The 26,396-nt window shown below is 71.2% G+C and carries 29 protein-coding genes; 20 read left to right on the forward strand and 9 right to left on the reverse strand.

Translation table 11 applies throughout. The annotated features are described in order from the left end of the window. Positions 1-380 precede the first annotated feature (380 nt). The 3 genes from ACFVGY_RS08345 to ACFVGY_RS08355 form a co-directional block, all read right to left on the reverse strand. Positions 381-1,886: a DUF2637 domain-containing protein gene (locus tag ACFVGY_RS08345; RefSeq protein WP_385672969.1), complete on the reverse strand. Its 1,506-nt coding sequence runs from the start codon at positions 1,884-1,886 to the stop codon at positions 381-383. A gap of 126 nt (positions 1,887-2,012) precedes the next feature. Continuing rightward, positions 2,013-2,792, reverse strand: a complete 780-nt coding sequence (locus ACFVGY_RS08350; RefSeq protein ID WP_385672972.1) for a DUF3558 domain-containing protein — start codon at positions 2,790-2,792, stop codon at positions 2,013-2,015. Between the two features lie 128 nt (positions 2,793-2,920). Then, complete coding sequence (locus ACFVGY_RS08355) at positions 2,921-3,820, reverse strand: DUF3558 domain-containing protein (protein ID WP_385672975.1); 900 nt, start codon at positions 3,818-3,820, stop codon at positions 2,921-2,923. Positions 3,821-4,013: 193 nt separating this feature from the next. On the opposite strand from ACFVGY_RS08355, the gene ACFVGY_RS08360 reads away from it, so the two are divergent. Then, positions 4,014-5,207: an RtcB family protein gene (locus tag ACFVGY_RS08360; protein ID WP_385672978.1), complete on the forward strand. Its 1,194-nt coding sequence runs from the start codon at positions 4,014-4,016 to the stop codon at positions 5,205-5,207. A 48-nt stretch (positions 5,208-5,255) separates the two neighbouring features. Here ACFVGY_RS08360 and ACFVGY_RS08365 read toward each other — a convergent pair whose 3' ends face one another. Further along, on the reverse strand, positions 5,256-6,011 hold the full coding sequence (locus ACFVGY_RS08365; RefSeq protein WP_385672981.1) for an SDR family NAD(P)-dependent oxidoreductase: 756 nt from the start codon (positions 6,009-6,011) through the stop codon (positions 5,256-5,258). A gap of 836 nt (positions 6,012-6,847) precedes the next feature. Between ACFVGY_RS08365 and ACFVGY_RS08370 the strand changes: the two genes are divergently transcribed. Beyond that, positions 6,848-7,336 (forward strand): hypothetical protein, encoded by a 489-nt coding sequence (locus tag ACFVGY_RS08370; protein ID WP_385672984.1) that lies wholly within the window; start codon positions 6,848-6,850, stop codon positions 7,334-7,336. 681 nt (positions 7,337-8,017) lie between these two features. Here ACFVGY_RS08370 and ACFVGY_RS08375 read toward each other — a convergent pair. Both ACFVGY_RS08375 and ACFVGY_RS08380 read right to left on the reverse strand, forming a co-directional pair. Continuing rightward, on the reverse strand, positions 8,018-8,755 hold the full coding sequence (locus tag ACFVGY_RS08375) for a Mut7-C RNAse domain-containing protein (RefSeq protein ID WP_385672987.1): 738 nt from the start codon (positions 8,753-8,755) through the stop codon (positions 8,018-8,020). Positions 8,756-8,862: 107 nt separating this feature from the next. Continuing rightward, complete coding sequence (locus ACFVGY_RS08380) at positions 8,863-9,477, reverse strand: hypothetical protein (RefSeq protein ID WP_385672990.1); 615 nt, start codon at positions 9,475-9,477, stop codon at positions 8,863-8,865. Between the two features lie 134 nt (positions 9,478-9,611). On the opposite strand from ACFVGY_RS08380, the gene hemL reads away from it, so the two are divergent. The 7 genes from hemL (at position 9,612) to ACFVGY_RS08415 (ending at position 16,517) form a co-directional block, all read left to right on the forward strand. Next, the gene (gene hemL, locus ACFVGY_RS08385; RefSeq protein ID WP_385672993.1) at positions 9,612-10,946 is read left to right on the forward strand and encodes a glutamate-1-semialdehyde 2,1-aminomutase; all 1,335 of its coding nucleotides are present in this window, start codon (positions 9,612-9,614) and stop codon (positions 10,944-10,946) included. Then, positions 10,943-11,617, forward strand: coding sequence for a histidine phosphatase family protein (locus ACFVGY_RS08390; RefSeq protein ID WP_385672996.1), 675 nt, complete (start codon positions 10,943-10,945; stop codon positions 11,615-11,617). Before hemL ends, ACFVGY_RS08390 begins: the two co-directional genes overlap by 4 nt. Positions 11,618-11,757: 140 nt before the next feature. Beyond that, the gene (locus ACFVGY_RS08395) at positions 11,758-12,384 is read left to right on the forward strand and encodes a TlpA family protein disulfide reductase (protein WP_385672999.1); all 627 of its coding nucleotides are present in this window, start codon (positions 11,758-11,760) and stop codon (positions 12,382-12,384) included. 19 nt (positions 12,385-12,403) lie between these two features. Continuing rightward, positions 12,404-13,168: a cytochrome c biogenesis CcdA family protein gene (locus ACFVGY_RS08400; protein ID WP_385673409.1), complete on the forward strand. Its 765-nt coding sequence runs from the start codon at positions 12,404-12,406 to the stop codon at positions 13,166-13,168. Between the two features lie 13 nt (positions 13,169-13,181). Further along, positions 13,182-14,906 (forward strand): cytochrome c biogenesis protein ResB, encoded by a 1,725-nt coding sequence (locus ACFVGY_RS08405; protein WP_385673002.1) that lies wholly within the window; start codon positions 13,182-13,184, stop codon positions 14,904-14,906. After that, on the forward strand, positions 14,903-15,988 hold the full coding sequence (gene ccsB / locus ACFVGY_RS08410; RefSeq protein WP_385673005.1) for a c-type cytochrome biogenesis protein CcsB: 1,086 nt from the start codon (positions 14,903-14,905) through the stop codon (positions 15,986-15,988). Before ACFVGY_RS08405 ends, ccsB begins: the two co-directional genes overlap by 4 nt. 25 nt (positions 15,989-16,013) lie before the next feature. Then, the gene (locus ACFVGY_RS08415) at positions 16,014-16,517 is read left to right on the forward strand and encodes an SRPBCC domain-containing protein (RefSeq protein ID WP_385673008.1); all 504 of its coding nucleotides are present in this window, start codon (positions 16,014-16,016) and stop codon (positions 16,515-16,517) included. Between the two features lie 39 nt (positions 16,518-16,556). Here the strand turns inward: ACFVGY_RS08415 and ACFVGY_RS08420 are convergent, their stop codons facing one another. Beyond that, positions 16,557-16,898, reverse strand: coding sequence for a PLD nuclease N-terminal domain-containing protein (locus ACFVGY_RS08420; RefSeq protein ID WP_385673011.1), 342 nt, complete (start codon positions 16,896-16,898; stop codon positions 16,557-16,559). A gap of 90 nt (positions 16,899-16,988) precedes the next feature. Here ACFVGY_RS08420 and ACFVGY_RS08425 point away from each other — a divergent pair, with 90 nt between their 5' ends. From ACFVGY_RS08425 to mqnP, 4 genes are read left to right on the forward strand one after another with little or no spacing between them, the layout of a single operon-like run. Next, a complete protein-coding gene (locus ACFVGY_RS08425; RefSeq protein ID WP_385673013.1) occupies positions 16,989-18,446 on the forward strand; it encodes a menaquinone biosynthesis decarboxylase in 1,458 nt (485 codons plus the stop codon). Then, positions 18,443-18,910, forward strand: a complete 468-nt coding sequence (locus ACFVGY_RS08430; RefSeq protein ID WP_385673016.1) for a hypothetical protein — start codon at positions 18,443-18,445, stop codon at positions 18,908-18,910. The genes ACFVGY_RS08425 and ACFVGY_RS08430 overlap by 4 nt, the downstream gene beginning before the upstream one ends. Continuing rightward, complete coding sequence (locus ACFVGY_RS08435) at positions 18,907-19,326, forward strand: hypothetical protein (protein ID WP_385673019.1); 420 nt, start codon at positions 18,907-18,909, stop codon at positions 19,324-19,326. The genes ACFVGY_RS08430 and ACFVGY_RS08435 overlap by 4 nt, the downstream gene beginning before the upstream one ends. Beyond that, positions 19,326-20,249, forward strand: a complete 924-nt coding sequence (mqnP, locus tag ACFVGY_RS08440) for a menaquinone biosynthesis prenyltransferase MqnP (protein ID WP_385673411.1) — start codon at positions 19,326-19,328, stop codon at positions 20,247-20,249. The genes ACFVGY_RS08435 and mqnP overlap by 1 nt, the downstream gene beginning before the upstream one ends. 12 nt (positions 20,250-20,261) lie before the next feature. On the opposite strand, the gene ACFVGY_RS08445 is transcribed toward mqnP, so the two are convergent. Beyond that, on the reverse strand, positions 20,262-20,882 hold the full coding sequence (locus tag ACFVGY_RS08445) for a rhomboid family intramembrane serine protease (RefSeq protein WP_385673022.1): 621 nt from the start codon (positions 20,880-20,882) through the stop codon (positions 20,262-20,264). A 97-nt stretch (positions 20,883-20,979) separates the two neighbouring features. On the opposite strand from ACFVGY_RS08445, the gene ACFVGY_RS08450 reads away from it, so the two are divergent. Next, a complete protein-coding gene (locus ACFVGY_RS08450; RefSeq protein ID WP_385673025.1) occupies positions 20,980-21,690 on the forward strand; it encodes a UbiX family flavin prenyltransferase in 711 nt (236 codons plus the stop codon). Here the strand turns inward: ACFVGY_RS08450 and ACFVGY_RS08455 are convergent. Further along, positions 21,687-21,827, reverse strand: coding sequence for a hypothetical protein (locus ACFVGY_RS08455; protein WP_360623992.1), 141 nt, complete (start codon positions 21,825-21,827; stop codon positions 21,687-21,689). The two genes, ACFVGY_RS08450 and ACFVGY_RS08455, sit on opposite strands and share 4 nt — an antisense overlap. Before the next feature lie 124 nt (positions 21,828-21,951). On the opposite strand from ACFVGY_RS08455, the gene ACFVGY_RS08460 reads away from it, so the two are divergent. From ACFVGY_RS08460 to ACFVGY_RS08485, 6 genes are all read left to right on the forward strand, one after another. Continuing rightward, complete coding sequence (locus ACFVGY_RS08460; RefSeq protein ID WP_360623994.1) at positions 21,952-22,407, forward strand: Lrp/AsnC family transcriptional regulator; 456 nt, start codon at positions 21,952-21,954, stop codon at positions 22,405-22,407. 97 nt (positions 22,408-22,504) lie between these two features. Then, a complete protein-coding gene (mqnE, locus tag ACFVGY_RS08465; protein WP_385673028.1) occupies positions 22,505-23,668 on the forward strand; it encodes an aminofutalosine synthase MqnE in 1,164 nt (387 codons plus the stop codon). An 89-nt stretch (positions 23,669-23,757) separates the two neighbouring features. After that, positions 23,758-24,282, forward strand: a complete 525-nt coding sequence (locus ACFVGY_RS08470; RefSeq protein ID WP_385673031.1) for a GNAT family N-acetyltransferase — start codon at positions 23,758-23,760, stop codon at positions 24,280-24,282. Positions 24,283-24,413: 131 nt separating this feature from the next. Then, positions 24,414-24,686 carry a DUF4229 domain-containing protein gene (locus ACFVGY_RS08475; protein ID WP_385673413.1) on the forward strand — a complete coding sequence of 91 codons (273 nt, stop codon included), beginning with the start codon at positions 24,414-24,416 and terminating at the stop codon, positions 24,684-24,686. A gap of 221 nt (positions 24,687-24,907) precedes the next feature. After that, on the forward strand, positions 24,908-25,015 hold the full coding sequence (locus ACFVGY_RS08480; RefSeq protein ID WP_385673034.1) for a putative leader peptide: 108 nt from the start codon (positions 24,908-24,910) through the stop codon (positions 25,013-25,015). Positions 25,016-25,070: 55 nt separating this feature from the next. Then, positions 25,071-26,378 carry a dicarboxylate/amino acid:cation symporter gene (locus ACFVGY_RS08485; protein ID WP_385673037.1) on the forward strand — a complete coding sequence of 436 codons (1,308 nt, stop codon included), beginning with the start codon at positions 25,071-25,073 and terminating at the stop codon, positions 26,376-26,378. Positions 26,379-26,396: the final 18 nt, after the last annotated feature.

The following is a 26,396-nucleotide window of genomic DNA, read 5'->3' on the forward strand; positions in this document are numbered from 1 at the left end:
GTTCCGGGCCGCGGGCCGCCGGGGGGGCCCCAGCGCCGGGGGCGGGGGGGGCGCCCCGCGCTCCCGCGGCGCCCCCCCCTCCCGTTTTTTCGGGCGGCGATCCGGAGGGCCAGGAGGGCGAGCGCCGGGAGGACCAGCGGCTGCGCCAGCTGGACCTGCTGCGCGGGATGCAGGCGCCGCCGCACCTGCGGGAGCCGGCGCTGGCCGCGCTCGGGCGACCGAGGAGGAGCTGGAGGCCTCCGGGAAGCGGGCCGGCGCCGAGCTGCCCAGGCCCGTCGAGCTCACCCGGTACCGGCTGCCGCTGTGGCCCGACTACGCGGCGGGGCTGGAGCGCTCCGGCTCCCTAGTGCTGCGGCCGGACGCGCCGGTGGCGGTGCGCCCTACGCGATGTGCTCGTTCTCCAGCTCGCGCTGGTAGCGCTGCTTCAGCTCCGGCACCAGACGGCGGAGCATGGACGCGCTGCGCGGGTGCACGATCCCGAGGCGGTCGGCGAGGTGTATGTCCACCTGCTCCGGGTTCGGGAACTCGCCGTACTCGTCGATGTACGCCCGGAAGACCTCGTACGCGGCCTCCTCGAACTTCGCCTCGTCGACGGCTTCCGGCCCCTGCTGCCCGGGCTCCTGCGGCTCCGCTCCGTCCGACGGGGCCGGGAACAGGGCGTCCTGGGCGTCCTGGCCCTCGGGCTGCGCCTGGGCGTCCAGCGCCTGCTGGGCGGCCCGTGCCTGCCGCTGGACGGCCAGCGCCTGCTGGGCGGCGGCCGCCTGCTCCGCCTCCGGGAGCTCGGGGCCGGCCGGGGCCATCACCGGGGTGGGCTCCAGGCCCTCCACGTACTGCGGGTTGTAGCCGCCCTCGTACGCCGCCTGCGGGGCCTTCGGCCCCGCGAACCAGGCGCTGTCGTGAGCCGCGGGCATGGCGGTCGGGTCCACCGCGAACGCCGCGTGCGCGTAGTGCTGCGGTACCGGGTCCTGCGCCCGGTCCGGCCCCGGGGCCTGGCCCGGCAGCTGCCCCGGGAGCATCTGCTGCGGCTGGCCCGGCGCCTGCACCAGCGCCTGCGCCTGCCCCGGAACCGGGGCCTGGACCTGGGCCTGCCCCGGAACCGGGGCCTGGGCCTGCCCCTGCCCCTGTACGGGCGCGGCCGCCTCGCCCGCCGCCAGGGCCGGCGTCCGCGTCGCCGCGGCCACCGGAGGCAGCAGCGCCGGGTCGATGCCCGCCGCCGCCAGCCCCTCCGGGGCCGTCTGCGACAGCGGTACGCCGATCCGGGCCAGCCGCAGCGGCATCAGCGCCTCCACCGGCGCCTTGCGCCGCCAGGCGCGCCCGTACCGGGCCTGGAGCCGCGCCTGGTAGATCAGCCGGTCCTGCTCCATGCCGACCGCCTGCTCGTACGAACGCAGCTCCCACAGCTTCATCCGGCGCCACAGCTTGAACGTGGGGACGGGCGAGAGCAGCCAGCGGGTCATGCGGACGCCCTCCATGTGCCGGTCCGCGGTGATGTCCGCGATCCGGCCCACGGCGTGCCGCGCCGCCTCCACGGTGACCACGAACAGGATCGGGATCACGGCGTGCATGCCCACGCCCAGCGGGTCCGGCCAGGCCGCGGCGCCGTTGAACGCGATCGTCGCCGCGGTCAGCAGCCAGGCCGTCTGCCGCAGCAGCGGGAAGGGGATCCGGATCCACGTCAGCAGGAGGTCCAGCGCCAGCAGCACGCAGATGCCCGCGTCGATGCCGATCGGGAACACCAGCGAGAAGCTGCCGAACCCCTTCTTCAGCGCGAGCTCGCGGACGGCGGCGTACGAGCCCGCGAAGCCGATGCCCGCGATGACGACGGCTCCCGCGACCACGACGCCGATGAGTATCCGGTGCGTTCGAGTCAGCTGCATCGCGGCCACCCGCGATCCCCTCCCCTTGTCGAGCTACGGCAGGCACAGCGTACGGCCGACTGTACGGGTGACTGAATGTCACCCTCCACTCGGTCCCGCCGATCCGCTGCGGATCTCCCGCGAATGGGCCGATGCCTACTGGGCCGACGGGGAAGCCTGCTGGTCAGGCTGCTTCGGCTGCTGGCCGGCGGAGCCGACCGATGCGACGACCTCCTTGGCCGCGTTGATCGCGTTCTCAAGGAGCTTGGCGTGATCCGGTGCCCCGGCGCCCTCGTACGCGGCACCGTTGTAGTCGAGGGTGACGACCACGTTCTGGGTGCGGGCGACGATCGTGGTGTTGAAGAACTCCACGTCCTTCTTCACGCCGAAGATGACGGAGGTGGCCTGGTCGCCGACACCGCCGGCCTGCTCGGCCTTCACGTCCTTCGCGCCCTCGGTGGCCTTCGCGGCCTCGATCTGCTTGGTGTACTGCTCCTCGGCGCGCTTGTTCGCGCTGCCGAGCGAGGCGTGCGACTCGTAGCGGACCAGGGAGACCGACAGCCAGCGGTACTGCGAGCCCTTCAGACCGTCCTCGTCGAGGCCGTTCCAGGAGCAGCTGGCACGGGTGGCCAGGTCGTTGGACTTGGTGGCCGTGCCGTTCTTGTCCTTGGCCTCGGGGACCAGGGTGTCGACGGTCTTTTCCTGAACGGTCTTGCAGGGCTCCGGCAGCGTCGCGAACGCCGCCTTCTCCAGGGCCGTCGACGGCTTGCCGTTCGGCTTGGCAGAGGCCGAGGCGGAGGCGTTGCCCTTGCCGCTGTCGGAGCCCTTGCCCTTGCCCTTGTCCGAGTCGGAGGAGCATCCGGCGGCGGCGAGGATCACCGGTATGACGGCTGCGCAGGCGAGCACGCGGGTGAGACGCGAAGCAGATCGGTGCATGGTTCCTTCAGTACGTTGTGGGCGCGTCGTGGTGAACGCGGTGCGGGCGCGGGACCCGAGCAACGGTAGCCCGATCCGGAGGACGCCTGCTGTGCGCGCGGTCACCTCAGGGGTGGCCGCGGCCGCGTTCAGTCGTTGAACCTCTCGACGAGGGCGGCGGCCAACTGCCGCGCCTTGTCCTGGGTTTCGGGGCTTGAGGGGATCGTGCCGGGCAGTGCGGGCTGCACGCTGTACTCGACGGTGACGATGACGTTCGCGGTGCGCAGGACGATCCGCACGTTCCGCGCCTGGACGGTGCTGGCGCCTGCCGCGCTCAGCTTGTCCTCGATGAAGGCCTCGGTGCCGAGCCCTTCGAGGACGCGGGAGCCGAGCTCGGGCGCTGGCGTGGCGCCGGTGCTGCCGCCGGGCGAAGGGGTGCCGGAGGCGCCCGCGGGCGGGGCGGCCGGGGCGGTCGGGGTGCCGGACGGCAACGGGCTCGCCGAGGGAGCCGGGCCGCTCGGGGCCGCGGCGGTGGGCGCCGCGCCGGTGGGGGTCGCGCCGGTGGGGGTCGCCGGGGGGCCCGGGAAGGGCAGGTGCGCGTCGGTCAGGCGGCGGACGTAGACCTGCTTGGCCTTGTCGTCGTCGCTCATCGCGGTCCGGTCGTACGAGACGACCCGCTCGAAGCGGACCGCCAGCAGCCGGGTCTCCTCCGGGGTCGTCGCCGTCCACCGGCAGCCGACGTGCCGGTCGGCGTCGTAGGAGGTGTCCGCCGTGCCCGCGTACAACTGGGTGCGCTGCTCCTCGGTGAGGGTGGGCGCGGCCGGGAGCATGGCCTTCAGGCGCTTGCCGTCGGCGGCCTTGCAGGGGGCGGGCAGGCTGCGGTATTTGCCGGCGGGCGCAGGTGTGGGGGAGCTGTCGCCGGCCTTCGAGTCGGTGGTGCCGGCGCCGCCGGTCCCGCTCGTGCACCCGGTCAGGCCGGCCACCCCGGCGACGAGCGCGGTGAGCATCGCGATGCCCGGCAGGATCCGCCGTACCGCTTTGCGCTGCACGTCCACTGGCTCCCTTCGACCGGCCGGCCGCCCGGCGGTCAGGAAAAATGCGTTGCCGCGCTTCGGACGCGGCTGGACACAATGTCTATCGCACACGCCGGTACCGGCGCCGGTCCCCTGTCTGTTTTGGGGCCAGAAGCGAGGGTTTTTGCCTCATCAGATTTTTCCGTGGGTTTCGGGGGATTAAGACGTTATGTCGTACGTAGAGGTTCCGGGCGCGAAGGTTCCGATCCGGATGTGGACCGATCCGGCGTCGGTCGAGCAGGGCGCGATGCAGCAGCTGAAGAACGTCGCGACCCTCCCGTGGATCAAGGGCCTGGCCGTCATGCCGGACGTCCACTACGGCAAGGGCGCCACCGTCGGCTCCGTGATCGCCATGCAGGACGCGGTCTGCCCGGCGGCGGTGGGCGTGGACATCGGCTGCGGCATGTCCGCGGTCAGGACCTCCCTCACGGCGGGCGACCTCCCCGGTGACCTGTCGGCGCTCCGCTCCAAGATCGAGCGGGCGATCCCGGTGGGCGCGGGCATGCACAGGGAGGCCCTGGACCCGGCACGCCTGTACGGCTTCCGGGACTCGGGCTTCGGCGACCTGTGGGAACGCTTCGACTACATCGCGGACGCGGTGAAGTACCGCCGGGACCGGGCGCTGCGGCAGATGGGCACCCTGGGCAGCGGTAACCACTTCTGCGAGGTGTGCATCGACACCTCCGGTTCCGTGTGGCTCATGCTGCACTCCGGCTCCCGGAACATCGGCAACGAGCTGGCCGACTTCCACATCAACGTGGCCCGCGGCCTCGACCACAACCAGAACCTGGTCGACCGCGACCTCGCGGTCTTCCTCGCCGCCACGCCCGAGATGGACGCGTACCGCAACGACCTCTTCTGGGCGCAGGAGTACGCCAAGTACAACCGGGCCGTGATGATGAGCCTCCTCAAGGAGGTCTTCCGCAAGGAGTTCCGCAAGGCGAAGGTCTCCTTCGACCAGGAGATCAGCTGCCACCACAACTACGTGGCGGAGGAGCGGTACGAGGGCATGGACCTGCTGGTCACCCGCAAGGGCGCGATCCGCGCCGGCAGCGGCGACTACGGGATCATCCCGGGCTCGATGGGCACCGGCTCGTACATCGTGAAGGGCCTCGGCAACGAGAAGTCCTTCAACTCGGCCTCGCACGGAGCGGGCCGGAAGATGAGCCGTACGGCAGCGAAGAAGCGCTTCTCGGCGCGGGACCTGGCGGACCAGACCAGGGGCGTGGAGTGCCGCAAGGACGCGGGCGTGGTCGACGAGATCCCGGGCGCGTACAAGTCGATCGAGCAGGTCATCGACCAGCAGACCGACCTGGTCGAGGTCGTGGCCAAGCTCAAGCAGGTCATCTGCGTCAAGGGCTGATCAGGGGGCAGGGCCCGGACCCCGACGGTCCGGGCCCTGCCGCACACCTCAGAGCGCCCGGTGCACCTTCGTGTTCGAGGCCTGGGCCCGGGGCCGTACCACCAGCAGGTCGATGTTGACGTGACTGGGCCGGGTCACCGCCCAGGCGACCGTCTCCGCCACGTCCTCCGCGGTCAGCGGCTCGGCCACGCCCGCGTACACCTTCGCGGCCTTCTCGGCATCGCCACGGAACCTCGTCGTGGCGAACTCCTCGGTCTTGACCATGCCCGGCGCGATCTCGATGACCCGCACGGGCTGCCCGACGATCTCCAGCCGCAGCGTCTCGGCCAGCACCCGGGCCCCGTTCTTCGCGGCGACGTATCCGGCGCCGCCTTCGTACGTGCCGTGCCCGGCCGTGGAGGACAGCACCACGACGGTCCCGTCGCCGGACGCGACGAGCGCCGGCAGCAGCGCCTGGGTCATGTGCAGCGTCCCGATCACGTTGACCTCGTACATGGTGCGCCAGTCACCGGGGTCACCGGTCGCGACCGGATCGGCGCCGAGCGCCCCGCCGGCGTTGTTCACCAGCACGTCGCAGCGTGCGAGGGAGGCCGCAAAGGCGTCGACCGCGCCCCGGTCGGTGACGTCCAGCGCATGCGCCACGGCAGACCCGCCGCCGGCGGCGATCTCGTCCGCAAGGGCCTCGATGCGGTCCTTGCGGCGCGCGGTGAGGACGACGTGGTAGCCGGCCTCGGCGAGCTGCCGGGCGGTGGCCGCGCCGATGCCGCTGCTGGCGCCGGTGACTACGGCGGTCCGGGTGCTCATGTACGGGCTCCTCGTTCGTACGGGCGAATATCCGCCAGCATAAGCAGGACCCCAGCACCCCCGCGGGGCGTACACGACCACGGCAAGCGTCCCCACCCCACGCAGCCGCCGTCCGCCCCCGACCTGCCCGTTCCCGACGGTCGGCCGCTGATCCGAGGGAGCCGTGTAGCGATCTGTTGCGCTCCCCAGGCTTCAGACGGCGGTCGGACGCCGAGAAAGGGGAGCGCGTAGCGATCTGGGGCGTTTGCGGTGAGTGGATGGGCTTGTGGTCGACAGTTGGTACGGGTTGAGTCCCGGGCTGGGCCGGGGCCTTGCCGGGCGGGGCCGGGGCCTTGCCGGGGTCGGGGCCGCCGGAGCCCTGCCCCGCCCGGGCCCGCGCGGTCGGGGCAGGGCGTTGGTGGTCCTGGGCGCACAGCGCCGGGGTGATGCGTAGCCGGGGCCTGCGGCTCTGATGGGGCCGTTTCTGCCTCTTGTGCCCCCTGGCCGTCCTTCGGGGGCTTCCCGGCAGTCTGTTGGCATTCCGGGGCGGGTCGGCCTGTCAAGGGTGGAGCGCAGCGACATCGCGCAAGCGACGCGACGAAGGAGCGCCCTTTACAGGCCGGCCCGAACCGGAAGGACAATGGGCTGCCGGGAACCCTCGGACACCCCTCCGACCCCGGTCGACGCGCACCCCGCCGCGCGGCTCCCGCCCAGCAGCTCAGCGCCGCTTCGCGCGCCTCCAGCACATCCCGATCGACGCACCGATCACACCTCACCGCCCGCCGGCCGGAGCACGGCTCGCCCTCGTTCGTGTGATGGTCCGACTGGTCGTGGTCGCTGCCGATTAGCCTCCGCGCGTGGAGGAGGTGGTGGCGGTGCGCCCTGGCGCCGTTCGCAGTGTGGTGGTTGCGGGTTTGCTGGTGCTCGGTGTTGCCGGGGCCGCGCAGGCCCAAGGCAGCGGTCCCGAGGCCGATGTGGCCTACCACGGACAGGTGACCCTGTCGCATGGCAACCTGCGGGTGTGGATGGTCCCCGAGAACGAAGGGCCTGCCGCCCTCCCCGACGCAACCGTGCGGTTGCGCCTATCGGCCGAGCTCGCGGACCAGCAAGAACTCGCGGACGGCTGCGTACGCGCAGGAATGCGCGAGGTGGTGTGTGAAACCGGACCGCTGCCGATGCACGGGCAGGGCCGCCACATCGGGCTCGTGCTGGACCTGCGGGAGCGGGTGGCGGAGGTGGTGGTCCGGGTCGACACAGGGTGGAACGGCGGTGCGGCCGACCGGAACCTGTCGAACAACGAGCACATGGTGCTGGCACTGGACACGGGCGACGCTTACACGTTCTGAGGCGGACTGCTGGGCAGTGGCTGCGGGGACGGTGGAGGCGCGCGAAGCGGCGCTGAGCTGCTGGGCGGGAGCCGCGCGGCGGGGTGCGCGTCGACCGGGGTCGGAGGGGTGTCCGAGGGTTCCCGGCAGCCCATTGTCCTTCCGGTTCGGGCCGGCCTGTAAAGGGCGCTCCTTCGTCGCGTCGCTTGCGCGATGTCGCTCCGCTCCACCCTTGACAGGCCGACCCGCCCCGGAATGCCAACAGACTGCCGGGAAGCCCCCGAAGGATGGCCAGGGGGCACAAGAGGCAGAAACGGCCCCATCAGAGCCGCAGGCCCCGGCTACGCATCGCCCCGGCGCTGTGCGCCCAGGACCACCAACGCCCGGGCCCGACCCCGACCCCGGCCCCGGCAGGGCCCCGGCGGCCCCGGCCTCGCCCGGCAAGGCCCCGGCCCACCTCGGGACTCAACCCGTACCAAATGTCGACCACAAGCCCGTCCGCGCACCGCAAACGCCCCAGATCGCTACGCGCTCCCCTTTTCTCGGCGTCCGACCGCCGTCTGAAGCCTGGGGAGCGCAACAGATCGCTACATGGCTCGCCCCGAGCAGCGGCCAGCCGTCCCCTGGGGTTGCTGAGCGCAACAGATCGCTACGTGGCTCGCCCCGATCAGCGGCCGACCGTCGGGAACGGGCAGGGCGGGGTCAGGAGGCGGTGACGCCGCCGAATTCTTCGACCGCGTTCGTCACGATGCGTTCCAGGCGGGCGTGGTGGGCGCCGCGCCAGTAGACGCGGTCGCACTCCGTGCACTGTGCGAAGACGTCGTACGAGCGGTGCGTGCCGCTCTCCAGGCGGTCGCCGACGCTGTCCTTGTCGGCCTCCCGCAAGGGGCCGTTGCACGCGGTGCAGCGCGTCCACGGGGCCAGGGCCGGGGCGAAGCGGCCGAGGACGTCGCGCAGCTGCTCGTCGGGGTTGTCGCTGTAGACGTACGCCCCGGCGAAGATCTCGCGGCGCCGCAGGAGGCCGCGGTCGCGGGAGAGCAGGACGCGGTGCTCGTCGGCGGAGCGGGTGGCGAGGGCGGGGTCGCCGATGTCCTCGTTCTCGTACGCGGCGTCCACGCCCAGCAGGCGCAGGCGGCGGGCGAGCGTGCCCAGGTGTACGTCGAGGAGGAAGCGGAGGGGCGCGCCGGCGATCTGTTGCGGGCGGTCCACGCCGAACACCTCGACGGTCTGTCCGGCCCGGGGCACGTAGGAGACGGGTACCTCGTCGCCGTCGACGAGGAGCCGGCCGACCTCGGTGAGCGGGACTCCGGCGGATTCGACGACGTGGCCGAGGCTGGAGGCCCCGTCCGTCGGGGTCGGTACGCGGTCCGCGCGCCGGCTGGGCGGCGCGAACAGGCGCAGTTCGGGGGCGAGGGTGAGGTGAATGCCGGGTCCGTTCACGCATGCCAGCATGCCATTGCGGGGCCGGCGCGTGCGGCGGATTTACGGGGTCGGGAGGGGGCCGGGCGGGCTCCCGTGCGGGGCCCGCCGCGGGCGGCGGGGGCGGGTCAGGGCCAGACGAGGCAGTACGGCTGGTGTCCCGCTTCGTGGAGGCGTTGGCTGAAATCCTGCCATTCGTGGAGCAACTGGTACACGTTGAACGCGTCCCGCGGGCCGCCGCGGTCCGGGACCGTCGACCAGATGAACGCCGCCGCGCCGACGGATTCCTCGCCGACGTCGCGCAGCGGGTCGACCACCGTCATCGGCAGCTTCACCACGGCGTAGTCGGGGTGGAGCACGACCAGCTCCAGCGGCGGCACCTTGTGCAGGGGTATTCCCTGGATGCCGGTCAGAACCATGGCGGCCATGGTCTCCGGCTTGATCTTGGTGAACATGCCGCCCATGCCGAGCTCGTCGCCGCCGAGCTCCTCCGGGCGCATCGTGACCGGGACCCGGGCGGCGGTCGCCCCGTCCGGAGCGCCGAAGTACTTGTAGGTCACGCCCATGCCGCGGCCCTTGGGCAGGGTGTCGTCTTCCGCATCCTCCGGCAGGGCCGGCACGGGTTCGGCAGCGTCCGCGGCCCGGCGGCGGTGCCTGCCCCGGCGGCGGGCTTCGCGGGCCTCGCGGGCGCGCTTCGGGTCGAGGTCGTCCGTACCCTCGCCCGGTCCACCACCGCGTTGCATATCTCCACCCGACTGGTCTTGCCTGTCACGGCCGCGCGGGACCCGCCCCGCAGCCCGATCATCATGGCAGTGACCTCCCCCGGGGCGGCGCGGTGAAACGCCCGTCCGCAAGTCGGTCGCGGCCTGATGAGACCATGGCTGGTGTGAGCTACCCGTACCCGTATGAAGCCAAAGTCTCGCAGACTCTCTTTGACCGTGCGTCCCTCGTGACGCCTGGCGGCGTGAACTCTCCGGTGCGTGCCTTCCGCGCCGTGGGGGGAACGCCCAGGTTCATGGTGTCCGGTACCGGTCCGTACCTGACCGATGCCGACGGCCGCGAGTACGTCGACCTCGTCTGTTCGTGGGGGCCGATGATTCTCGGCCACGCCCACCCGGCCGTCGTCGAGGCGATCCAGGCCGCCGTCGCCCGCGGTACCTCGTTCGGTACGCCCGGCGAGGGCGAGGTCGCGCTCGCCGAGGAGATCGTCGCCCGTATCGAGCCGGTCGAGCAGGTCCGCCTGGTCTCCTCCGGTACGGAGGCGACCATGTCGGCGATCCGCCTGGCCCGCGGGTTCACGGGTCGGTCGAAGGTCGTGAAGTTCGCCGGCTGCTACCACGGGCACGTGGACGCTCTGCTGGCCGCCGCCGGTTCCGGTTTGGCAACCTTCGCGCTGCCGGACACGCCCGGCGTCACCGGCGCGCAGGCCGGCGACACGATCGTGCTCCCCTACAACGACCTCGAAGCGGTCCGGGCGGCGTTCGCCGCGCACCCCGGCGAGATCGCCTGCGTGATCACCGAGGCCGCGCCCGGCAACATGGGTGTCGTCACGCCCGCCGAGGGCTTCAACCAGGGGCTGGCCGACGTGTGCCGGGAGAACGGCGCCCTGTACATCTCCGACGAGGTCATGACCGGCTTCCGGACGAGCCGCGCCGGTTGGTACGGGGTCGACGGCGTCAAGCCCGACCTGATGACGTTCGGCAAGGTCATGGGCGGTGGCTTCCCAGCCGCGGCGTTCGGTGGCCGCGCCGACGTGATGGGGCACCTGGCCCCGGCCGGCCCGGTCTACCAGGCGGGCACGCTCTCCGGGAACCCCGTCGCCACGGCGGCGGGCCTGGCGCAGCTGCGGCTGCTCGACGAGGCCGCGTACGACAAGGTCGACGCGGTGTCCGCGGAGATCCAGGGCCTGGTCACGGGCGCGCTCGCCAAGGAGGGCGTCGCCCACCGGCTGCAGACGGCGTCCAACATGTTCTCCGTCTTCTTCACCGAGGAGCCGGTCCGGAACTACGACGACGCGAAGACGCAGGACGCCTTCCGCTTCAACGCGTTCTTCCACTCGATGCTGTCGCAGGGCGTCTACCTGCCGCCGTCGGCCTTCGAGTCGTGGTTCGTCTCCACCGCCCACGACGAGGCGGCCGTCGAGCGGATCGCGGCCGCGCTGCCCGCAGCGGCCCGCGCCGCCGCGCAGGCGCAGTCGGAGGCCGGCGCATGAGCGACATCACCGTCGTCCACCTGATGCGCCACGGCGAGGTGGACAACCCGGACGGGGTCCTCTACGGGCGCCGCCCCGGCTACCACCTGTCCGAGCTGGGCCGCCGCATGGCGGAGCGGGTCGCGGACCACCTGAAGGAGCGGGACGTCACGTACGTCGTGTCCTCGCCGCTGGAGCGGGCGCAGGAGACGGCGACGCCGGTCGCCGAGAGCCACGGCCTGCACCTGGCGACCGATGCGCGGCTGCTGGAGGCGGAGAACGTCTTCGAGGGCAAGACCTTCGGCGTCGGCGACGGCGCGCTGCGCAAGCCGGGCAACTGGAAGCACCTGACGAACCCGTTCAAGCCGTCCTGGGGCGAGCCGTACGTGGACCAGGTCGTCCGGATGATGAGCGCGATCGAGGCGGCGCGGGACGCGGCGCGCGGCCACGAGGCCGTCGCGGTCTCGCACCAGCTGCCGATCTGGATCGTGCGCAGCTTCGCGGAGAAGCGCCGGCTGTGGCACGACCCGCGGCGCCGCCAGTGCACGCTGGCCTCGCTGACGTCGTTCACGTTCCAGGACGACAGGCTGGTGTCGGTGGGCTACAGCGAGCCGGCCCGGGACCTGGTTCCGCCGCACCTGCTGGCCGGGGCGAAGCCGGTGAAGGGCAAGTCGAAGGCGTTCGGCGCCTGACGCCTGACGCCTGACGCCTGACGCCTGGCGCCGGCCGCCTGGTGGCGGCCGCCGCCGGGCCGAGCTGGTCTGACCAGCGGCTTGTCAGTGGCTGCGGGGGGCGCGAAAGATCGGCAAATCGCTCATGCGAAACTTTTCACATGAGAATTGGCCGCGCCTCCCGCCGCCGCTCGACCAGCGGCCGCGCCCTCCTGCTGACCGCGGTGACCGCCGTGGGCGCCCTGACCCTCACGGCGTGCACCGACTCCGACGGCAAGCCGTCCGGATCCGGCGGCGGCAACTACGTGACGGGGTCGAGCGGCATCTCCACCGTCGCCCGGGGCGAGCGGGCGGCCGCGCCGAAGCTCGACGGGGAGACCATCGACGGGCAGAGCCTCGACACCACCGCCCTCAAGGGCAAGGTCGTCGTCCTCAACGTGTGGGGCTCCTGGTGCCCGCCCTGCCGGGCGGAGGCCCCGTCCTTCGCGAAGGTGTCCAAGGAGCTCGCCGACGCCGGCCAGCCGGTCGCCTTCGTCGGGATCAACACCCGCGACAACAGCAAGCAGAACGCGGCCGCGTTCGAGGAGAACTTCGGGATCACCTTCCCGAGCCTGTACGACCCGGACGGCAAGCTGATGCTCCGCTTCCCCGCCGGCACGCTCAACCCGCAGGCCATCCCCTCGACGATCGTCCTCGACAAGGAGGGTCGGATCGCCGCCCGCACGCTGGCCGCGGTCAGCGAGGAGAAGCTGCGCTCGATGATCGACCCGCTGCTCGCGGAGCAGTGACCGCGTGGTCCCCCCTCTTTTGACCCTGGCGGCCGAGCAGGCCGGCGTGAACAGCACGGTCCTCAGCGGTGCCCTGCTGCTGGCCCTGCCCATCTCGGTGCTGGCCGGCCTGGTCTCGTTCTTCTCGCCGTGCGTGCTGCCGCTGGTGCCGGGCTACCTCTCGTACGTGACCGGGGTCAGCGGCGCCGACCTCGCGGAGGCGCGGCGCGGGCGCATGGTCGCCGGTGCGGGTCTGTTCGTCCTCGGGTTCACGGCGGTGTTCGTCTCGTCGGGTGCGCTGTTCGGGCAGTTCGGCAACGTCCTGCTCGGCAACAAGGAGATCATCTCCCGGGTCATGGGCGGGCTGGTGATCGTGCTCGGCCTGTTCTTCATGGGGGCGATCCCCGGCCTGACGATGCGGGAGTTCCGGTTCCACCGGAAGCCGGCGAGCGGCCTGCTGGGCGCACCCCTGCTGGGGGTGCTGTTCGGGGTCGGCTGGACGCCGTGCATGGGGCCGACGCTGGCCGCCGTCAACACGCTCTCCCTGGACCAGGCCAGTGCCGGCCGGGGCGCGCTGCTGACGGTCGCGTACTGCCTGGGCCTGGGGCTGCCGTTCATCCTCGCCGCGGTCGCGTTCCGCAAGGCGCTGGGTGCGTTCGGCTGGGTGAAGAAGCACTACGCCTGGGTGATGCGCATCGGCGGCGGCATGCTGATCCTGACCGGTCTGCTGCTCGTCACAGGTGTGTGGAGCAGCATCGTCAGCGAGATGCAGAGCTGGACCCAAAGCTTCACGGTGGGGATCTGAGGACTACACGCATATGAGTACGACCGACAAGGCGTCCACGGAGGCGCCCAACCCGTCCGAGGACACCCCGGACCCCGGCGCCGCGGACTCCGTCGAGGCCGCCGCGGCCGGCGCGCAGCTGTCCACCGCGCCCGAGGAGGAGTCCGGCGGGCCCGTCGGCATCGGCGTGGTCGGCTGGGTCCGCTGGTTCTGGCGGCAGCTCACCTCGATGCGGGTGGCGCTGATCCTGCTCTTCATGCTGTCCCTGGGCTCCATCCCGGGCTCCCTCATCCCGCAGACCCAGGTCGACGCGATGAAGGTGGCCGAGTGGAAGCGGAACAACGAGTTCTGGGTTCCGGTCGCCGAGAAGCTCCAGCTGTTCGACGTGTACAGCTCGGTGTGGTTCTCCGCGATCTACCTGCTGCTGTTCATCTCGCTGATCGGCTGCATCGTGCCGCGCAGCTGGCAGTTCGTCGGCCAGCTCACCGGTCGCCCGCCGGGCGCGCCCCGCCGCCTGGACCGGATGCCCGCGTACGCGACCTGGCGGACCGAGACGTCCCCCGACGAGGTCCTGGCGCATGCCCGGAAGCTGCTGGGCGGGCGGCGGTTCCGTACCGAGGCGGGCTCGTCCTCGGTCGCCGCCGAGAAGGGCTACCTGCGCGAGGCCGGCAACCTGGCCTTCCACGTCGCGCTGATCGTGATGCTGGTGGCCTTCGCCTGGGGGCAGCTGTTCAAGTCCGAGGGCGGCAAGCTGGTGCTGCGCGGCAAGGGCTTCGCGAACACGCTCACCCAGTACGACGACTTCAAGTCGGGCAGCTTCTTCACCCCCGACGACCTGCCGCCGTTCTCGTTCACCCTCGACAGGTTCGACGCCTCGTTCGAGAGGTCCGGCCCGCAGAAGGGCACGGCCCGCGACTTCAAGGCGCACGTCACTTTCAGCAAGGGCGTCGACGGCGCGCCGGAGAAGCGCGAGATCCAGGTCAACAAGCCGCTGGAGGTCGACGGCGCCAAGGTCTACCTCCTCGGCCACGGCTACGCGCCGGTCGTCTCGGTCACCGACCCCACCGGGAAGGTGATCTTCCGGGACGCCGTGCCGATGCTGCCGTTCGACAACAACCTCAGCTCCTCCGGCGCCGTCAAGGTCAACGACGGCTACCGCGACAAGGACGGCAAGCAGGAGCAGCTCGGCTTCAACGCCATGTTCGTGCCGACCTTCGCCGGCGAGGGCAAGGGCACGATGCTGTCCCAGTTCCCGGAACTGGACTTCCCCGTCCTCGCCCTGAGCGCCTACCACGGCAGCCTGGGCGTGGACTCGGGCCTGCCGCAGAACGTGTACCAGCTGAACACCTCCAAGATGCAGGAGTTCAAGGACGAGAACGGGCAGCTGTTCAAGAAGCGCCTGCTGCCCGGGGAGGCCATGGAGCTGCCCGGCGGGGCGGGCGTGGTGAAGTTCGAGGGCATCGAACGCTGGGCGACGTTCTCCGTCACCCGCCAGCCCGGCAGCGGGCTCGCGCTCGCGGGCGCCGTCGCCGCCATCGGCGGCCTGGCCGCGTCGCTGTTCATCCAGCGCCGCCGCGTCTGGGTCCGCGCGGTGCGCGGCGAGGACGGCACCACCGTCGTCGAGATGGCCGGCCTCGGCCGCAGCGAGTCGGCGAAGGTCCCGCAGGAGCTGGGACAGCTGGCCGCCGCCCTGCACGACCAGGCGCCCACCGCGCCCGACCGACCCGTCAAGGAAACCGTCGAAGGAGAGCGCGGATGACGCCGCTCGCAGCCGAAGTCAACGAGAACCTGGCGCAGATCAGCAACTACCTGATCTATTCGTCCATGGCGGTCTACACGCTCGCCTTCCTCGCGCACATCGCCGAGTGGACGTTCGGCAGCCGCAGCAAGGTGGCCCGTACGGCCGCCGCGCTGACCGCCCAGTCGGGCGGTGCTGCCGCCGCGCCCGCCGTGCAGGTCCGCTCCCAGGGAGGCACCGCGGTCCTCGACAAGCCGAAGGTCGTCACCCGGTCCGCGCCCGGCACCCGCGACGTCCCCGACGGCCCCGGCGCCGCCGGCGGCACCGCCGAGGGCGACCTGTACGGCCGGATCGCGGTCTCGCTGACCGTCCTCGGCTTCCTGCTCGAAGCGGCCGGCGTGGTCGCCCGCGCGCTGTCCGTGCAGCGGGCCCCCTGGGGCAACATGTACGAGTTCTCGATCACCTTCTCCACGGTGGCCGTCGGCGCGTACCTGGTGCTCCTCGCGCTGAAGAAGAACGTGCGCTGGCTCGGTCTGATCCTGGTCACCACCGTCCTGCTCGACCTCGGCATCGCCACCACCTGGCTGTACACCGAAAGCGACCAGCTGGTCCCGGCCCTGCACTCGTACTGGCTGTGGATCCACGTCTCCACCGCGATCTTCTGCGGCGCGGTCTTCTACATCGGCGCGGCCGGTGCGGTCCTGTACCTGCTGCGCGACTCGTACGAGGCCAAGCTCGCCTCCGGCGGCACCCCCTCGAAGATCGCCACCTCGATCCTGGAGCGCTTCCCGTCAGCGGCTTCGCTGGACAAGTTCTCGTACCGCATCAACGCGGCCGTCTTCCCGCTGTGGACGTTCACGATCATCGCGGGCGCCATCTGGGCGGGCGACGCGTGGGGCCGCTACTGGGGCTGGGACCCGAAGGAGGTCTGGTCCTTCGTCACCTGGGTGGCGTACGCCTGCTACCTGCACGCCCGCGCGACCGCCGGCTGGAAGGGTCGCAAGGCCGCCTACCTGGCCCTTTTCGCCTTCGCCTGCTGGATCTGGAACTACTACGGCGTGAACATCCTGCTCAGCGGCAAGCACTCGTACGCGGGCGTCTGAGCCGCGACGGTGGCACGCTGGTGGCATGACCCCTGTGACTCATGCCACCAGCGAGAACCGGGGCGAGAACCACTGGCTCCTGCGCTTCGAGGTGCACCTGCCCTGCGCGTACGAGGACCTGTGGCCCGCGCTGAGCACGGCGGCCGGACTGCGCGGCTGGCTGGCCGCCGCGGACGTCCTGGAGCGCCGACTCGGCGGGGCGGTCACCCTGCGCTGGCTGAACACCGGAACCGCCGTCTCCGGCCGGGTCACGGCCTGGGACGTGGAACGGGTCGTGGAGTACACCGTCGCCGAACACGGCCGGCTCCGCTTCCATCTGGACCCCGTCGGCACGGATTCCACGGTGATCCGCTTCCTGGCGGAACGCAGCGGCTCCGAGGAGGACCGGCTCGACGCCCTGGCCGGCTGGCACCACCACTTCGAACTGCTGGAGGCCGCGCTCCACGGCCACCCGGCCGACTGGTCGCAGTGGACCGACGCCCGCTGGGCGGAGCTCCGCGCCTCGTACGCGGCCTTCTCCCACACGTAGCCCGGCCGCCCCGGCCCCGCCCGGGCGGCCGGGAGCCGGTCAGTCCTTGTCGGGGTCCTTGCCGGCGTCCTTGTCGGTGTTCCCGTCCGCGTCCCCGTTCTTCTTCTGCTGCTGCTCCTCGCCGAGCGACCGCAGGAACTCCGGGTTGTCGTCGGGCGCCACCCACTGCGTCCGGCGCGCCCGGCCGCCGCCGCCCACCGTGGACCGCTGCTTGCCGGCGGCCAGCCACACGACGGGGCCGACGATCGAGAAGAGCAGGATGATGAGCACCCAGACCGGCTTGGGGAGGTGCTTGACCTCCTCCTCCGGCGTGTTCAGGCAGTCGATGAAGGCGTAGATGGTCAGCGCGATGATCAGCAGGAACGGCAGATAGCGCAGCACGGTGTGGGACCGACTCCCCGACGTTGACGGGGGACCCGCGCGGGGCCCCGGTGACGGGTCCAGGTTAGTCGGTGACGGATACTGGCCCCTATGGCTTACGACGATCTCCGCTCGCTGCTCCGGGCTCTGGAGCGGGAGGGCGACCTCAAGCGCATCAAGGCCGAAGTCGACCCGTTCCTGGAAGTCGGGGAGATCGTCGACAGAGTGAACAAAGCGGGCGGTCCGGCCCTGCTGTTCGAGAACGTCAAGGGCTCGGACACGCCCCTGGCGATGAACGTCTTCGGTACCGACCGCCGCCTGCTCAAGGCCCTCGGCCTGAAGTCGTACGGCGAGATCTGCGACAAGATCGGCGGCCTGCTCAAGCCGGAGCTGCCGCAGGGCTTCATCGGCGTCCGCGAGGCCTTCGGCAAGCTCGGCTCGATGGTGCACGTCCCGCCGAAGAAGGTGAAGGGCGGCGCCGCGCCCGTCCAGGAGGTCGTCCTCACCGGCGACGACGTCGACCTGGACCGGCTGCCGGCGCTGTTCACCTGGCCCAAGGACGGCGGCTCCTTCTTCAACCTCGGTCTCACGCACACGAAGCACCCGGAGACGGGTGTGCGCAACCTGGGCCTCTACCGCCTCCAGCGCCACGACAAGCGCACCATCGGCATGCACTGGCAGATCCACAAGGACAGCCGCAACCACTACGCCGTCGCCGCCCAGCGCGGCGAGCGGCTCCCGGTCGCGATCGCGTTCGGCTGCCCGCCGGCCGTGACGTACGCGTCGACCGCGCCGCTGCCGGGCGACATCGACGAGTACCTCTTCGCCGGCTTCGTCGCGGGCAAGCGGATCGAGATGGTGGACTGCAAGACGGTCCCGCTCCAGGTCCCGGCCAACGCCGAGGTCGTGATCGAGGGCTGGCTGGAGCCGGGGGAGATGCTCCCGGAGGGCCCGTTCGGCGACCACACCGGCTTCTACACGCCGCAGGAGCCGTTCCCCGCGCTGAAGATCGACTGCATCACGATGCGGAAGCGGCCGCTGCTCCAGTCGATCGTGGTCGGCCGGCCGCCGACCGAGGACGGGCCGCTGGGGCGGGCGACCGAGCGGTTCTTCCTGCCGCTGCTGAAGATCATCGTGCCGGACATCGTGGACTACCACCTGCCCGAGTCGGGTGGCTTCCACAACTGCGCGATCGTCTCGATCGACAAGAAGTACCCCAAGCACGCCCAGAAGGTCATGCATGCCATCTGGGGCGCCCACATGATGTCGCTGACCAAGCTGATCATCGTGGTCGACGCCGACTGCGACGTCCACGACCTGCACGAGGTGTCCTGGCGGGCCCTCGGCAACACCGACTACGCGCGCGACCTGACGGTGGTCGAGGGCCCGGTGGACCACCTGGACCACGCCTCGTACCAGCAGTTCTGGGGTGGCAAGGCCGGGATCGACGCCACGAAGAAGCTGCCCGAGGAGGGCTACACCCGCGACGGCGGTTGGCCCGACATGGTCGAGTCCGACCCGGCCACCGCCGCCCTGGTCGACCGCCGCTGGAAGGAATACGGGCTGTGAGCGCCGACGCCGTGGCCGGGCCGGCCCTCTTCATCGGTGACGACACCGCGTACGTGGCCCTGGTGCGCCCGCAGCTCGACCCGTCCGACCCGGACGTGGTCCGGGCCGCGGGCGAGGCCGGGGTCTCCCCGGAGGAGTTCGCGGGCCCGGGTGACGTCTGGGCCCTGCTCGTCGAGGACGGCGCCGAGGGCGACGGCTTCGAACTGCCGGGCCTGCGCGACGTCGAGGCCGACGGCTTCGCCGAGCAGCTCCAGGCCGCCGTCGCCGCCGCCGAGCCGTTCACCGTGGAGGCCGGGGCCGTGCTGCGGCTCGACGGCACCCCGGCCGGGGACGGCTGGGCCCTCACCGCCCACGTGACCCCGCCCGAGGGCCACGACACCCCCGCCCGGACCCTCACCGCCGGCCCGGTCGTCACCGCGGACCTGTTGGCCGACCTCGCGGCCTTCCGAGGGAGCCTGGCATGACCACCGACGCACAGGGTGCCGCAGTCGCGGCACTCACCCTGGGGTACGGCCGCGCCTGGCTCACGATCGAGTCCCGCCCCGAGCTGGAGGACGGCTGGCTGCTGACGGCCGATTCGTACAAGGAGCTGTCCGCCCGGTTCGAGGTCGAGCACGTCGAGCGCGAGTACGTCGTCGCCTTCGTGGACCGGCTGATCACCGGCATGGCCGACGCGGAGTCGTTCTCGGTCCGGCTGACACCGGGCCGGAACAACCCGCTGACCCTGCGGGCCGTCCCGGTGGAGGACGGGTTCGAGTTCCTCGCCCGGCTCACCCCGAACGGCGACGACGCGGTGGTCCACCTCGACATGGAGGTCGGCAATCTGGGCGCGGACGAACTGCGTGCCGACTTCGAGAACTTCCGGAGGAACCTCGCATGATGACCACCGCCGACGGGGTCGTCGGACCCGGCCCCGCCGCGCCGCAGGCCCCCGGCAGGGTGAAGTCGTTCCTGCGGCTCGTCATGATCGAGCACTCGGTCTTCGCGCTGCCCTTCGCCTACATCGCCTCGCTGACCGCGATGTTCCAGCTCGACCGCCGCATGCACTGGACGGAGCTGCTGCTCGTCACCGTGTGCATGGTGGGGCTGCGGACCTTCGCGATGGCCGCGAACCGGATCATCGACCGCGAGATCGACGCCCGCAACCCGCGCACCGCCGGCCGGGAGCTGGTCACCGGCGCGGTGTCGGTGCGCTCGGCGTGGACCGGGGCCGGGATCGCGCTGGTGGTGTTCCTCGGGTCGGCGGCGCTGCTGAACCCGCTGTGCCTGATGCTGGCGCCCGTCGCGGTGGTGCCGATGGTGGTCTACCCGTACGGCAAGCGGTTCACGAACTTCCCGCACGCCATCCTGGGCCTGGCCCAGGCGATGGGCCCGGTCGGGGCCTGGCTCGCGGTCACCGGGAGCTGGTCCTGGGACGCGGTGGTCCTCGGCCTCGCGGTCGGCGTGTGGATCGGCGGCTTCGACCTGATCTTCGCCTGCCAGGACGTGGCCGCCGACCGGGCGGAGGGCGTCAAGTCCGTCCCGGCCCGCTTCGGCGTCCCGGCGGCGCTGTGGGGCGCCCGCGGCGCCCACGTGGTCACGACGGCCCTGCTGGCCTGGTACGCGGTGGCCACCGGCGCGGGCGTGCTGTTCTGGATCGGCCTGGTGATCGTCGTGGCGGCGTTCCTCTACGAGCACACCATCGTCACCCCGCACGACCTGTCCCGCCTGAACCGCGCCTTCTTCACGGTGAACGGCGTGATCGGCATCTGCCTGTTCGTGGCCACCCTCGCGGACCTCTTCGCCCGAGGCCTGACGCTGTAGCCCGGGGACCCGTCAGCTGATCAGCTGAGGACCCGTCGGGCGGGCCGGGGCCGGGCGGCGGTGGTAGACCGCCGTGGCGATGCCGGCGGCGAGGCCGCACAGGTGGCCCTGCCAGCTGACGCCCTCGTGGATCGGGAGGATGCCGGTGAGCATGGTGCTGCCCCAGACGGCGGCCACACCCAGGGACACGGCGATGCCGAGGACCCGGCGCTCCACGAAGCCGCGGACCAGCAGGTAGCCGAAGAGGCCGAAGACGACCCCGGAGGCGCCCAGGGTCATGGTGTTCGGCGGGGAGATCAGCCAGGTGCCGACGCCCTCGGCCAGGATGATGATCCCGCACACCGCGAGGAAGCGGCGGATCCCGGACAGGGCCGCGATGAAGCCGAGGACCAGCAGCGGGACGCTGTTGGAGGCGACGTGGTCGAAGCCGAAGTGGAGGAAGGACCCGGTGACGATGCCGGTCAGGCCCTCCGGGTCGCGGGCCACGACCCCGTACTGGTCGAGGGCGTGCCCGGTGGCGTAGTCGACCGCCTCCAGGACCCACAGCAGCGCCACCCAGCCCAGCATCAGTTTGGCCGCGGTCCTGGCCCGGTAGACCCGGGTCCGTTTCGGCTCGATCGTGTTGCTGCTCATCTGCTTCGCCCCCCGTGTGTCGTGCGTCGTTCCCTCGGGGAACGTCCGGCACACCTTAACGAGTGCCCGCCCGGTGTGGCCGGATAGTCTCGGAGCTATGACAGAGCGCAAGCGCACCCCGTGGGTGGTCGGGGTTTCCGGGGCTTCCGGGACGCCGTACGCGGCCTCGGTGATCCGAGGACTGCTGGCGGCGGGCGAGAGTGTGGACCTCGTGGTGAGCCGGGCCTCACGGCTCACCCTGTTGGACGAGACCGGGATCGCCTTCCGCGACGCGCACTGGCGCGAGGACCTGCGGGAGTGGCTGGCCCGCGGGGCCGACGGGAAGCCGGACACGTTCGAGGTGCCGGAGGGCGACCTGCGGTACTGGTCCGCCGGTGACCTGGCGGCCGGCCCGAGCTCGGGTTCGTACCCCGCCAAGGGGATGCTGATCGTTCCGGCGTCCACGGCCTGTGTGGCGGGAGTGGCGCTCGGGCTGTCGAAGGACCTGCTCCAGCGGGCCGCGAGCGTGATGCTCAAGGAGCGGCGGCGGCTGGTGGTCGCGGTGCGGGAGACCCCGCTGAACGGGCAGACGCTCAAGGCCCTGGTGGAGCTGGACGAGGCGGGCGCGGTCGTACTGCCCGCCTCTCCGGCGTTCTACGCGGGGGCGACGCACATCCAGGACCTGGTGGACTTCGTCGCGGGGCGGGTGCTGGATGCGGCAGGGGTGCCGCACCAGCTGTACCGCCGGTGGGAGGGGGAGCTCGGAAGGGGGCACCGCGCAGCGGTGGCCGGGGGAGGCTCCCGCCCCCGGGAGGCAAGCGGTGACTAGCGCTTCTTCGCGGTGCGCGTGTGCGGCTTGCGGGTCTGGTCGACGCGGTAGGCGGCGGCGGGCTGGTCGGTGCGGGATCGGTTGGCCAGCTCCTGGAGCTGTCGCATGTGCGCGTAGGCCATCTCGATCGTGTACACGGGTGAACCACTCCTGAAGATCGTCATTGATCTGTTGAAAGATTCACAGGGTGTTGACCCCTGTGCGCCTTTGATTCTATACGTAAGATCGCAGGATCGCCGAACAATGGAAGGCTCCAGGTATATGGACGCGGTGGACAGGCAGCTCATCCAGGCACTCCGGGAGAACGGACGCGCCTCGTACGCGGAGCTGGGCCGGCTCGTCGGCCTGTCCGGCCCGAGCGTCACCGACCGGATCAACCGGCTGGAGTCGGCCGGCGTCATCACCGGCTACCGCGCGACCGTCGACGCGGCCTCCCTCGGCCTCGGCGTCACCGCGCTCATCGGTATCTCCCTCTCCGACGCCGCCGACCACGAGGACGTGGCCCGGCGGCTGCGCGACTTCGCGGAGATCGAGGACTGCTGGTTCATCGCCGGCGACGACTCGTACATGCTCAAGGTGCGCGCCAGCGACGTGGACGGCCTGGAGAAGATCATCCGGAAGCTCTCGGGAACCAAGGGCGTCTCGCGCACCCGTACCACGATCGTGCTCTCCACGAAGTGGGAGAACCGGGTCGGGGATCTGCCCGAAGAGCGCTAAGAGTACGGTTGCGGGGTTGGGCAAGGAGCGCTCCCGTACGGGGCGAAAGTGCGCAGAGCGCTACAGGGCACAGGACACACAAGGAGGCGACCGGCCGATGGACGCTGGGCTCAAGCGTGAGCTGGAGGAGAAGGTTCGCTCCGGCGAGCGGCTGACCCGTGAGGACGGCATCGCCCTCTACGAGTCCGACGACCTGGCCTGGCTCGGGGCGCTCGCCCACGAGGTGCGCACGCGGAAGAACGGCGACGTCGTCCACTTCAACGTCAACCGCCACCTCAACATGACGAACGTGTGCACCGCCTCGTGCGCCTACTGCTCGTTCCAGCGCAAGCCGGGCGAGAAGGACGCGTACACGATGCGCATCGAGGAGGCCGTGCGCCTGGCCAAGGCCATGGAGAGCGACAACCTCACCGAGCTGCACATCGTCAACGGCCTGCACCCGAGCCTCCCGTGGCGCTACTACCCGCGCTCGCTGTCCGCGCTGAAGGAGGCGCTGCCGAACGTCTCGCTGAAGGCGTTCACGGCGACCGAGATCCACCACTTCGAGACGATCTCCCGGCTGTCGGCCTCCGACATCCTGGACGAGCTGATCGAGGCCGGCCTGGAGTCCCTCACCGGCGGCGGCGCGGAGATCTTCGACTGGGAGGTCCGCCAGCACATCGTCGACCACCGCACCCACTGGGAGGACTGGTCGCGCATCCACCGGCTCGCGCACGAGAAGGGCCTCAAGACCCCGAGCACGATGCTCTACGGGCACATCGAGGAACCGCGCCACCGCGTGGACCACGTGCTGCGGCTGCGCGAGCTCCAGGACGAGACCGGCGGCTTCCAGGTCTTCATCCCGCTGCGGTACCAGCACGACTTCGTGGACATGAAGGACGGCAAGATCCGCAACACCCTCCAGGCGCGGACGACGATGGCCACGGGGGCCGAGGCGCTGAAGACCTTCGCGGTCTCGCGGCTGCTCTTCGACAACGTGCAGCACGTGAAGGTGTTCTGGGTGATGCACGGCGTGCAGACCGCCCAGCTGGCGCTCCAGCACGGCGCGGACGACATGGACGGCTCGGTCGTCGAGTACAAGATCACGCACGACGCGGACAACTACGGCACCCCGAACAAGCTGAGCCGTGACGACCTGCTGGAGCTGATCCGCGAGGCCGGCTTCCGGCCGGTCGAGCGCAACACCCGGTACGAGGTCATCCGGGAGTACCCCGGCCCGGACGCGAACCTGCGCGAGACGCCGCAGGCGATGCGCGTCTGAGGCGCTTGCCGGCCGACGGCCCCGGTCCCGTGTGCGGGACCGGGGCTTCGTCGTTGCCCGAGGATGCTTGTAATGGATACCCTCCGGGTGTGCCTCTTACCTTCACCTTCGATCCCGTCGTCGACCCCGCCCTGCGCAACGGCATCGCCGAGCTCTGGACCGAGGTGTCCAACGCCGGCGGAGCCGTCGGATTCGTACCACCCGTCACGGTGGACGACATCCGCCCCGAGCTGGTCAAGCACCTCGTGGCCATGGCCGAGGGGCGCCACCGCCTGATCGTCGGCCGCGACCCGGACGGGAGGGTCCGCGCCTGCGCCTTCCTCGCGCTCAACACCCACCGGCTGATGACCCACTGGGTCTGGGCCTACACCGTCATGGTCGCCCCCGACCTCCAGGGCCGGGGCGCCGGGCGCGCCCTGATGGAGGCCGTCGCCGACGCCGCGCGCAGCCTCGACGGCATCGAGGCCGTCCGGCTCGGCTGCCGGGGCGGCCTGGGGCTGGAGCACTTCTACGCGGCCTGCGGCTACAAGGAGGTCGGCCGGGTCCCGGACGCCATCCGGGTGGCTCCCGGCGACGACCGCGACGACATCACCATGCTGCTGCCGCTGCACTGAGCCGATGACCCCGGCGGCACCGGGCCCGTGGGGGACGTGCTTCACTGGACGGGCACGCTGACGACGTACCGACGACACAAGAAGGGGTCACCGTGTCCTTCAAGCCGAGCGCGACGATCCGCTACACCGCGATGCGCCTGGGCGTCTTCGTCGGATGCCTCGTCCTCGTTGCCGTCCTGGTCAACCTGGGCTGGGTGCCCGCGGGGCTCGGGGACGCCAACGCCGCCTGGGTCGTCCTGCTCGCCCTGGTGCTCTCCGCGCCGCTGTCCTTCGTCCTGCTGCGCAAGCAGCGCGACGAGATGTCCGCGCAGATCGCCGGGCGCGTCGCGGGCGCGAAGGAGCGGCTCGCCGCGAACCGCTCGCAGGAGGACGCGGCCGACGACGCCGCGCGCGTCAGCCAGTAGCACCGCCGCCTCCGGCCGACCGCCGGACCCGACGGCCGTCGGTCCGCGGTCCCGCGGTCCCGCGGTTACCTTCCTCACACACCGAAGCGCCCCTGTACCGGGAACACCCCCGAGTGCAGGGGCGCTTGGTGTTTTCCGGAGGCGGGGGAAGGGGTTCGGTGCGACTCTGTCTCAAAGTGCATCTTTGAGGTTCTCAAAGGGAAAGTGTTAGCGTGCTCAACATGTTGACCACAGTTGCGCCCCACCTGACCGCGAGCATCCTGCTCGTGGCGCGCCTGCACGTCGACCTCTGCCGCCGCGCGTCCGCGGCCTGTTGCGGCTGTCGCTGAGTCCAGCACCCCCCTCGTTTCCCCTCTTCTCTTGCGCGTTACCCCCACCCGGAGAGTGTTCGTGTCCGCGACCCCTCAGGCCCCCGCCAAGGCCTCCTTCAAGTTCCCCTTCTGGGCCCAGATCGTCACCGGTCTCGTGCTCGGCGTCCTGTTCGGCTGGCTCGCCCGCACCCAGGACGTCAGCTGGCTCGCCACCACCCTGGAGAAGGTGGGCGACATCTTCGTCCAGCTGCTGAAGCTGGCCGTCGCCCCGCTCGTGTTCTTCGCGATCCTGGTGTCCATCACCAACCTGCGGAAGGTGAACAACGCCGCCCGCCTCGCCTCGCGCACGCTGCTGTGGTTCATGATCACCTCGCTGGTCGCCGTCGGCATCGGCCTCGCGATCGGTCTGCTCACCAACCCCGGCGCGGGCACCGGCCTGACCCCGCAGGACGGCAAGCTGCCCAAGCGCACCGGCTCCTGGATCGACTTCCTCACCGGCATCGTGCCGAAGGACATCGTCACCCCGTTCACCGAGCTGAACGTCCTTCAGATCGTCTTCCTCGCCGCCGTCGCCGGCATCGCCGCCCTCCAGCTCGGCGACAAGGCCCAGCCGGTCCTGAACGTTGCCGAATCGATCCTGCAGCTGCTGCAGAAGGCCCTGTGGTGGGTCATCCGCCTCGCCCCCATCGGCACCGTCGGCCTCATCGGCACCGCGATCGCCTCGTACGGCTGGGAGCTCATCGGCAAGTACGCGACCTTCACCGCCGACGTCTACATCGGCTCCGCGCTCGTGATGTTCGGCGTCTACCCGCTGCTGCTCCTCACCGTCGCCAAGGTCAACCCGATCCAGTTCTTCAAGGGCGCCTGGCCCGCGATCCAGCTGGCCTTCGTCTCCCGCTCCTCCGTCGGCACCATGCCGGTCACCCAGAAGGTCACCGAGCGCCTCGGCGTCCCCCGCGAGTACGCCTCCTTCGCCGTCCCGTTCGGCGCGACCACCAAGATGGACGGCTGCGCCGCCATCTACCCGGCGCTCGCCGCGATCTTCATCGCGCAGATCTTCGACGTGCAGCTGACGATCACCGACTACCTGCTGATCGCCTTCGTCTCGGTCGTCGGCTCGGCCGCCACCGCCGGCCTCACCGGCGCCACCGTCATGCTGACCCTGACCCTCTCCACCCTGGGCCTGCCCCTGGAGGGCGTCGGCCTGCTCATGGCGATCGATCCGATCCTGGACATGATCCGCACCGCCACCAACGTCGCCGGCCAGTCCCTGGTCCCGGTCGTGGTCGCGGCCCGCGAGGGAATCCTGGACAAGAAGGCCTACGACAGCGCGTCGTCCTCGCCTCTGGACGAGCGCGCCCCGGTGGTGGCCGCCGCCTGACAGGCGCCACCCCCGCAC

This window comes from Streptomyces sp. NPDC127106, from assembly GCF_042677605.1.
GTDB lineage: Bacteria > Actinomycetota > Actinomycetes > Streptomycetales > Streptomycetaceae > Streptomyces.